This window comes from Streptomyces sp. NPDC050423 (genome assembly GCF_040655445.1).
GTDB lineage: Bacteria > Actinomycetota > Actinomycetes > Streptomycetales > Streptomycetaceae > Streptomyces.
In genome coordinates this window covers 1-6,644 of the sequence record NZ_JBFAJY010000081.1, presented here as the reverse complement: position 1 = coordinate 6,644, position 6,644 = coordinate 1, and the positions used below count along the sequence as shown (strand labels likewise).

General features: G+C 68.9%; 9 protein-coding genes. 4 read left to right on the top strand and 5 right to left on the bottom strand.

Going from position 1 to position 6,644, the window contains the following annotated elements; all coding sequences use genetic code 11:
* On the top strand, nucleotides 1-281 hold a 281-nt coding region (locus tag AB0I52_RS32565; protein WP_363078747.1), incomplete at its 5' end, for an ATP-binding protein.
* 50 nt (nucleotides 282-331) lie between these two features.
* Nucleotides 332-835, top strand: a complete 504-nt coding sequence (locus tag AB0I52_RS32560; RefSeq protein ID WP_363078745.1) for a GerMN domain-containing protein — start codon at nucleotides 332-334, stop codon at nucleotides 833-835.
* A gap of 246 nt (nucleotides 836-1,081) precedes the next feature.
* On the opposite strand, the gene AB0I52_RS32555 is transcribed toward AB0I52_RS32560, so the two are convergent.
* Nucleotides 1,082-1,399 (bottom strand): NIPSNAP family protein, encoded by a 318-nt coding sequence (locus AB0I52_RS32555; protein WP_363078743.1) that lies wholly within the window; start codon nucleotides 1,397-1,399, stop codon nucleotides 1,082-1,084.
* An 80-nt stretch (nucleotides 1,400-1,479) separates the two neighbouring features.
* Nucleotides 1,480-2,442 carry an NADP-dependent oxidoreductase gene (locus AB0I52_RS32550; protein ID WP_363078741.1) on the bottom strand — a complete coding sequence of 321 codons (963 nt, stop codon included), beginning with the start codon at nucleotides 2,440-2,442 and terminating at the stop codon, nucleotides 1,480-1,482.
* 134 nt (nucleotides 2,443-2,576) lie between these two features.
* On the opposite strand from AB0I52_RS32550, the gene AB0I52_RS32545 reads away from it, so the two are divergent.
* Entirely contained in the window at nucleotides 2,577-2,972 is a 396-nt protein-coding gene (locus AB0I52_RS32545; RefSeq protein ID WP_363078739.1) for a helix-turn-helix domain-containing protein, read from the top strand.
* Between the two features lie 844 nt (nucleotides 2,973-3,816).
* Here the strand turns inward: AB0I52_RS32545 and AB0I52_RS32540 are convergent.
* A complete protein-coding gene (locus AB0I52_RS32540) occupies nucleotides 3,817-4,191 on the bottom strand; it encodes a helix-turn-helix domain-containing protein (protein WP_363078737.1) in 375 nt (124 codons plus the stop codon).
* A gap of 76 nt (nucleotides 4,192-4,267) precedes the next feature.
* Between AB0I52_RS32540 and AB0I52_RS32535 the strand changes: the two genes are divergently transcribed.
* On the top strand, nucleotides 4,268-4,678 hold the full coding sequence (locus tag AB0I52_RS32535) for a Rid family hydrolase (RefSeq protein ID WP_363078735.1): 411 nt from the start codon (nucleotides 4,268-4,270) through the stop codon (nucleotides 4,676-4,678).
* Between the two features lie 233 nt (nucleotides 4,679-4,911).
* On the opposite strand, the gene AB0I52_RS32530 is transcribed toward AB0I52_RS32535, so the two are convergent.
* Both AB0I52_RS32530 and AB0I52_RS32525 read right to left on the bottom strand, forming a co-directional pair.
* Entirely contained in the window at nucleotides 4,912-5,160 is a 249-nt protein-coding gene (locus AB0I52_RS32530; RefSeq protein ID WP_363078733.1) for a hypothetical protein, read from the bottom strand.
* Between the two features lie 328 nt (nucleotides 5,161-5,488).
* Nucleotides 5,489-6,535 carry an MsnO8 family LLM class oxidoreductase gene (locus tag AB0I52_RS32525; protein ID WP_363078731.1) on the bottom strand — a complete coding sequence of 349 codons (1,047 nt, stop codon included), beginning with the start codon at nucleotides 6,533-6,535 and terminating at the stop codon, nucleotides 5,489-5,491.
* Nucleotides 6,536-6,644: the final 109 nt, after the last annotated feature.

Sequence of the window (6,644 nt, the reverse complement as noted above, 5' to 3'; positions counted from 1 at the left end):
CCCCCGTCACCATCTCCGCCCGAGCCGAGCACGACAAGGCGGTCGTCACCGTCACCGACAACGGCCCCGGCATCCCCGGCGACACACTTCCCCACGTCTTCGAACGCTTCTACAAAGCCGACGTGGCGCGCGCCCGCTCGGAAGGCAGCGGCCTCGGCCTGGCCATCGCCCAGGAGAACGCACGCCTGCACGGAGGCACCCTGACCGCAGGCAACACCCCGGACCACGGAGCCGTCTTCACCCTCACCCTCCCCCTCGCCGCCTCCCTGAAGGAACAGTGATGATCCCTCGCAACGGGGGGCGGCGCGCCGTCCGAACTTGCGCTGCCGCCTTGCTCATCGCTGCGGCCACCGGCTGTGGAATCAGCACCACCGGGCCCGTGCAGGCGGGCGCCCCCGCCTCGGGTATCCCGCAGCCCGGCTCCGAAAGCAGCTCCGTCCGCATCTACTTCACCGACGCCTACGGCGTCCGCGCCGTAACCCGCCCCACCGACCGGCCGCTTGACCCGCAACACGCCCTCGATCTGCTCCTGAAGGGCCCCACCTCCGCCGAACGCGACCGCGGCCTGACCACCCAAGTCCCCCCGACGATCGACCGGCTCACTGCCACCACGGCACCCGGCACCGTCGAGATTTCCATCCCCGACCAAGCCACCACGGGCAACTTCAGCTTTGCAACCGTCAGCCAGATCGTCTGTACCGCCGCCCACGCCCAGGTCCCAGGCGACAGACCCGCGGCGCAGGTCCACGTCCGCATCCACGGCATCAACCTTGGTCCCGAGGAACCGTGGACGGTCCGCTGCGGGGCCAACGACACCGCGACCTCGGTCAAATGACACCCCACCTGAGCACCTGCCTACCCCACGTCGCACCGCCGACCGAGGCAGCCAGAGCATCTCATCAACAGCGGGTTGCCACCTCCCGTGCCCATTTATGAGAAATGGCTTCAGACAGACACCCGCCCAGGACCGCACCACGACGCATCTCAGCGTGCTCCCGAGGCGGGTGCCGGCGGTGCGGCCAGAGATTCCGGCTCCGCTGCGCTGTTCATGAAGACCTTCTCCCGCAGTGAGTGGGGCCCTTCAACGGAGCGGGGACTGCGGTGTGGGAGCCACACGGGTGACCACCTCTTCCGGGATCAGCAGGCCGTCGACGACCGGGCTGATCTCTTCCTGCCAGCGTTCGCTCTGGTAGACGGCGGCGTACAGCTCCTCACGCCGTGCCTCGTCGTCGAAGCGGCGGATCCAGACGTAGCCGTCCTGGTCCTCCTCGTCGATGAAGGACGCGGTGACTGTCATCCCCATCGACGTCTGGAAGGGGATGATGACATCTTCCATGTAGCGGACCCACTCGGCCCGGCGGCCGGGCCTGGTCTGGTAACGCCGAAGCTCGTAGAACACGGTGAACTCCCTCGAATCGTGGAATCGGTGAATGTGACGGCCGCCCGCTGCGGGGATCCAGGGCGGCCGAGCGGGGGAGGTCAGGAGGAGACGCGCAGCACGAGCTTGCCCCGGGTGTGGTCGTTCTGGCCGCGGGTATGGGCCCGGGCGGCCTGCTCCAGCGGGAAGACCTCCTCGACCTCCACACTCACCTCGCCGGCGTCGATCAGTTCGGCGATGCGGGTGAGGGCCGGGCCGTCGGGCTCGACGAGGAACGGGCTGGTCCGCAACCCCCGGGACTGCGCCGCCTGGAGGAGTTCGGGCGAGCCGCCCGCAGGGATCGCGGCGATCAGTCCACCGGGGCGCAGCACGTCCAGCGAGCGGGTGCTGGTGTTGTCGCGTGTGTCGCCCACGAGGTCGATGACGGTGTCGATGTCCTTGGTGTGTTCCTCGAAGCGGACGGCGGTGTAGTCGATGAGTTCGTCGGCGCCGAGTGCGGTGAGCCAGGCGTGGCGCGGAGCGCTGGCGGTGCCGGTGACGTGGGCGCCCAGGTGCTTGGCGAACTGGACGGCGAAGTGTCCGACGCCTCCGGCGGCGGCGTGGATCAGCACACGCTGGCCGGGGCGGACGTCGGCGGTGTCGACCAGGGCCTGCCAGGCGGTCAGAGCGGCCAGTGGTACGGCGGCGGCCTGCTCGTGGCCGATGCTCGCGGGCTTCCGGGCGAACTGGCGGGCCGGGGCGGTGACGTACTCGGCGTAGCCGCCTGCTGCGCGGGGGAACCACGGCATCCCGTACACCTCGTCGCCGGGCTTGAGCGTGGTCACACCGAAACCGGTCTCCTCCACGACACCGGAAACGTCCCAGCCCAAGGTGAACGGCGGCTCGCCGAGCACTCCGGCCATCCCGCCGCCGCCCCGGGTCTTCCAATCGACCGGGTTGATCCCGGCTGCGTGCACCCGGACCAGGACCTCGGTCGGCAGCGGCACAGGCCGCGGCACCTCACGCACCCGCAGGACATCCGGGCCGCCGAAGGCATGCTGCACCACCGCGCGCATCGTAGACATACGCCAACTCCCTCAAAATCTGCCGAAAGGCCGCGTACCGACCCCCCGATCCAGTCGGTTGACCGTATGTCCAAGGAGGTAGTTACCATCAAGGGAATCTACTTCCCCATGGGAAGCATGCAGCTTGGAGCGTTGTGACCACCCTTTGCCTCACCGGACAGCACGCCCACCACGACGTGTACGCGGCCCAGTGCCCCTGCCGGGCCATGCTGGACCTCCTGGCCAACAAGTGGTCGGCCCTGGCCATCGGAGCCCTCGAAGACGGCCCACGGCGGTTCGGCGCACTGCAGCGACTCCTTCAAGGGGTCAGCCCCAAGGTGCTCACGCAAACCCTGCGGCGCCTGGAGGGCACCGGGCTCGTCGACCGCACCATCTACCCCGCCGTCCCCCTGCACGTCGAATACAGCCTGACCCCCCTCGGCCACAGTGCCGCCGTGCCCCTGCGACTCCTGCGGACCTGGGTCGAGGAGCACATCGACAGCTTCGACAACACCGCGCAAGGAACACCGAACTCGACGCCGTGCTCGTAGACCGGCAGCGCCCCTCGGTCGCCACCGCCTACCGCGGCCTCGCCGAGGCGACGGCACCACTTGGGCTCGGGCGCACGGAATCCGCCCGCGCCAGGGCCTCAAGACCAACCCGTTGTTCCCTTGACCTGTCCCTCGCTGAATCGACTTGAGGGTGGCGGTCCGGTGGAGTTGTTGGAGGGCAGCGTCCCGAGTGCGGAGAGCGGGGGCGGTGGGGGTGTGTGCCGACAGTGGGCGGCGGTGGCGGTGGGTGCGGGAGCAAGGCGGTGCTTCGGCCCGCCGGCCGATCAGGTCGTCCCCGTACCTGGCCAGCAGCCCGCTCGGCATTCCTTCTCCGACGCGGCGCACTCCGATCCGGGATGGGGGCGGAGATCGCGGAGCGCGGGGCTGTCACGGCCGCGACGGGCCCGACGATTCCCGCAGCCCCTGGCAGGGGCTGCACTCGAACCCTGACCAGCGGTGACGCATTGATCGCTTGAGGTTGCAAGGATTGCTGAAGCTGTCGGCGCTCGAAGTCCGGCAGGACCCGATGTGTGCCACACCGCAGTTCATCGCGTCATGGCTGCGGACACTCGGTAGGCGCCGCTGATGACCTGTGCGCGTTCCGGCAGCGCGTCAGGATTGAAGGGCGAGGGAGTCGGCGACTACGGTGGCCACCGTCAAAGGCCGCACGGCCGGCGTGCGGGCTGCGACCAGTCCGCCTGCTCCCGCGGCGATGGCGATGGCACTCTGCATGACCGACTGCATCAGGCTCACCGGTTTCCCGTACCTGCAACAAGGGCGGGGCGAGCCAAGCGCGCCTCGCTGCGCCTTCCCCTCTCCCGCCCGGGCGGCGAAAGCGGAGAGGTCAGAGGCCGACCACTTCATCCCGCACGTCGAAGCCTTCGCGGGCGTTTTCGATGGCGGGCATGTTCTGTGCGGCCCAGGCCAGCAGCACGTCGATGGGGTGCCGGAGGGTCTTGCCAAGGGGGGTGATCCGGTACCTGACCGCCACGGGGCGGGTGGAGACGACCTCGCGGCCGATCACGCCGTTGCGTTCGAGCCGCCGGAGCGTGGCGGTCAGCGACTTCTGGGTGACCTGGGGGATGGCCCGGCGCAGTTCGTTGAAGCGGCAGGGTTGTTCGCAGAGCTCGTTGAGGACGCTGAGCGACCACTTGTCGAGGATCTGGTCGAGCAGTTCCCGGTGCGGGGCGTCGATGCGAAGTTCGTCGTCGGTATCCATGGCGAAACCTGGTCTCGTTGAAGTGTCTTCCTGCCACTAGGTAGCTTACAGATACCTACTTCGGAGGAGAGAGACCATGACCGTTCAGCACTTCACCCCGGAAGGCATGCTGCAGCCGGCTCCGTACCACCACGTTGCTGTGGGCACCGGGTCGAAGCACGTCCATGTCAGCGGCCAGATCGCGCGCCTGGCCGACGGGTCCCGGGTCGCGCCCGGCGATCTGGCCGGGCAGGTCGCCCAGGCCCTGCGCAACACCGCCATCGGGCTGTCGGGCGCGGGGGCGTCCTTCGCGGACGTACTGCGTCTGACGTTCTACGTGACCCAGTGGAGCCCGGAGAAGATCGGCGACTTCATGACCGGTGTGGAGGCCGTCGCCGACGAGATCGGCCTCCGGCTTCCCATGCCTCCGGCCTCCCTCATTGGCGTTGAGTACCTCTTCGAGCCGGACGTCCTCGTCGAGGTTGAGGCGACCGCGCTCCTGGACTGATCCCTTCAGGCACGTGCCACCCGGACTCGGCTCCTCGCAGCCGCGCGAAGGGTGACGGCAGGTCGGATGGATCGGACACCTCCGTGACCGATCCATCCGGGGCCGCCTATTCTGCCGCCACGGCTTCGGGTCACGGATCGAGACCGGCACCCACCGCGAGTGTGCTGTGGCGCGTCGAAAGGCGAAGAGCCTGATCGGCGGGCCTGTACCGCGCAGGCGTGGTTGTTCGGGGGCTACGCAGCCGTGGTGAGGAAACCGGTGACCGCGTCGTTCGCACAGCGGTTCTCGCCGTAGATGTACACGCCGGTCGTGATCGTCGCAGCGCGCGAGGAAAGCGCTCGTTCCAGGCCGCGTACCAGGGTCGCTTCGCTACACCATGAGGACGTTCGCCCGGCCCGGTCGCCGATGCGCACCTGTGGATCGATCGGATCGATCGGCCAGCGCGTGCACGGGACGATGTTCGCCTTCATCGCGCCCAGCATCGGACTGCACCCACCTTGGCCGCGCCTTCGCGTCCGTGATGATTCCTGAACATTCGGCTGATGCCCTTCACCTCCCGCAGTCCCTTCGCGGCTCCTGGCGGGAAGATCTGGGGAGGAAGAATGTGGCGTGCGCTCGCCGAAGTGATCGGTGGCGGATTGCTGGTGCTCCTCGTCTCGCTGCTCGTACAGGGCCCGGCGGTTCGCTCTCCGGCCAGGTGCGGCTTCTTCTGCGTACCGTCACTTGTGAGAGTTGTGCCGTCGGGGGTTCAGGCCGTCCGGCTGTCTGTGCCCACAGAGTGGTGACGGGTGAGCGGTTTCGCTCCGCCTTCTATTCGACGGCTTTCGCGGCCAGCTCGTAGCAGCGGATCCGTGCGTCGGGGTCGTACACGGACGCGTAGATCATCAGCTCGTCCGCGCCGGTCAGCTGCACAATCTCCGTGAACCGGCGTCGCACCGTCTCCACCGAGCCGCGCGCCTGCGCCGCGCCGATCGCCTCCACAGCGCCGCGCACCTCATCCGGGATCTCGTACAAGGCCGCCTCTTCCGGGGAGAGCAGCGCCGCCGGCACCTGCTTGGCCCTCGCGACGTCGGTCGGGCGGGCCAGGCGTGCGGCCTCCTCGTCCGTGTCGGCTACGACTGTCTCGACCGCGGCCATCACGTAGGGCCGGTCCGCCCACCGCGACGGTGTGAAGAGCTCTCGGTAGCGCTCCGCTGTGGCAGCACTCTGGTCCGGCCGGATGTGGTGCGCCAGCGCGATCGGCAGTCCCAGCCGAGCCGCCAGCTCCGCGCTGGCCTGGCTGGATGCCAGCAGCCACGGGCTGGCGCCTTCCGCGTCCGGTTGCCAGCCGGCCAGCAGTTGCACTCCGCCTTCGCCCGAGACGTAGCGCAAGATCTCGGCCACGTTCTCGGCGTACTCCGCGCCCGTGGCCGGCTCCCCGCCCCGGCGCAGCGCCCGTACGATCGACTGGTCGAACGTGCCCGGCCCGCGGCCGATGCCCATGTCTATGCGGTCGGGATGCAGGGCCGCCAGGGTGCCGAACTGTTCCGCGACCGCCAGTGGCGCGTGGTTGGGTGCCAGGACGCCACCGGACCCGAGCCGGATCCGCCGTGTCAGTGCCGCGAAGTGTGCCATCAGAACCGCTGGCACCACACTCGCAGACAGGTCGGTCCCGTGATGTTCAGCGAACCAGACTCGCCGGTAGCCGAGTTCGTCCAGTCGGAGCATGGTCCGGCCGGTCGCCTCGAGCGACTCGGCGGCCGTCCGGTTCGACTCCGCGATCACAAGATCCAGAGCGGACAACGGGACGGTCATGGCCGAACCCGCGCAGGAGGGGCTGGCTTGGACGCCGGTGCGGCCCAACGGACGGGTGCTCATGGGGGCCCTTCGAGGATGGGTGCGGCTCTTCTGAAGTGAAGATTGTTCAGGCGGTCAGTCTGAATCCGGCCTGGTGGGGGTGGGTGTAGAGCCGTTCGTGTTCGCGGGC

Excerpts from the sequence above, each read along its gene's own strand:
- AB0I52_RS32550 (WP_363078741.1), bottom strand. The coding sequence starts at position 2,442 with ATGTCTACGATGCGCGCGGTGGTGCAGCATGCCTTCGGCGGCCCGGAT.
- AB0I52_RS32540 (WP_363078737.1), bottom strand. The coding sequence starts at position 4,191 with ATGGATACCGACGACGAACTTCGCATCGACGCCCCGCACCGGGAACTG.
- AB0I52_RS32535 (WP_363078735.1), top strand. The coding sequence starts at position 4,268 with ATGACCGTTCAGCACTTCACCCCGGAAGGCATGCTGCAGCCGGCTCCG.
- AB0I52_RS32530 (WP_363078733.1), bottom strand. The coding sequence starts at position 5,160 with ATGCTGGGCGCGATGAAGGCGAACATCGTCCCGTGCACGCGCTGGCCG.
- AB0I52_RS32525 (WP_363078731.1), bottom strand. The coding sequence starts at position 6,535 with ATGAGCACCCGTCCGTTGGGCCGCACCGGCGTCCAAGCCAGCCCCTCC.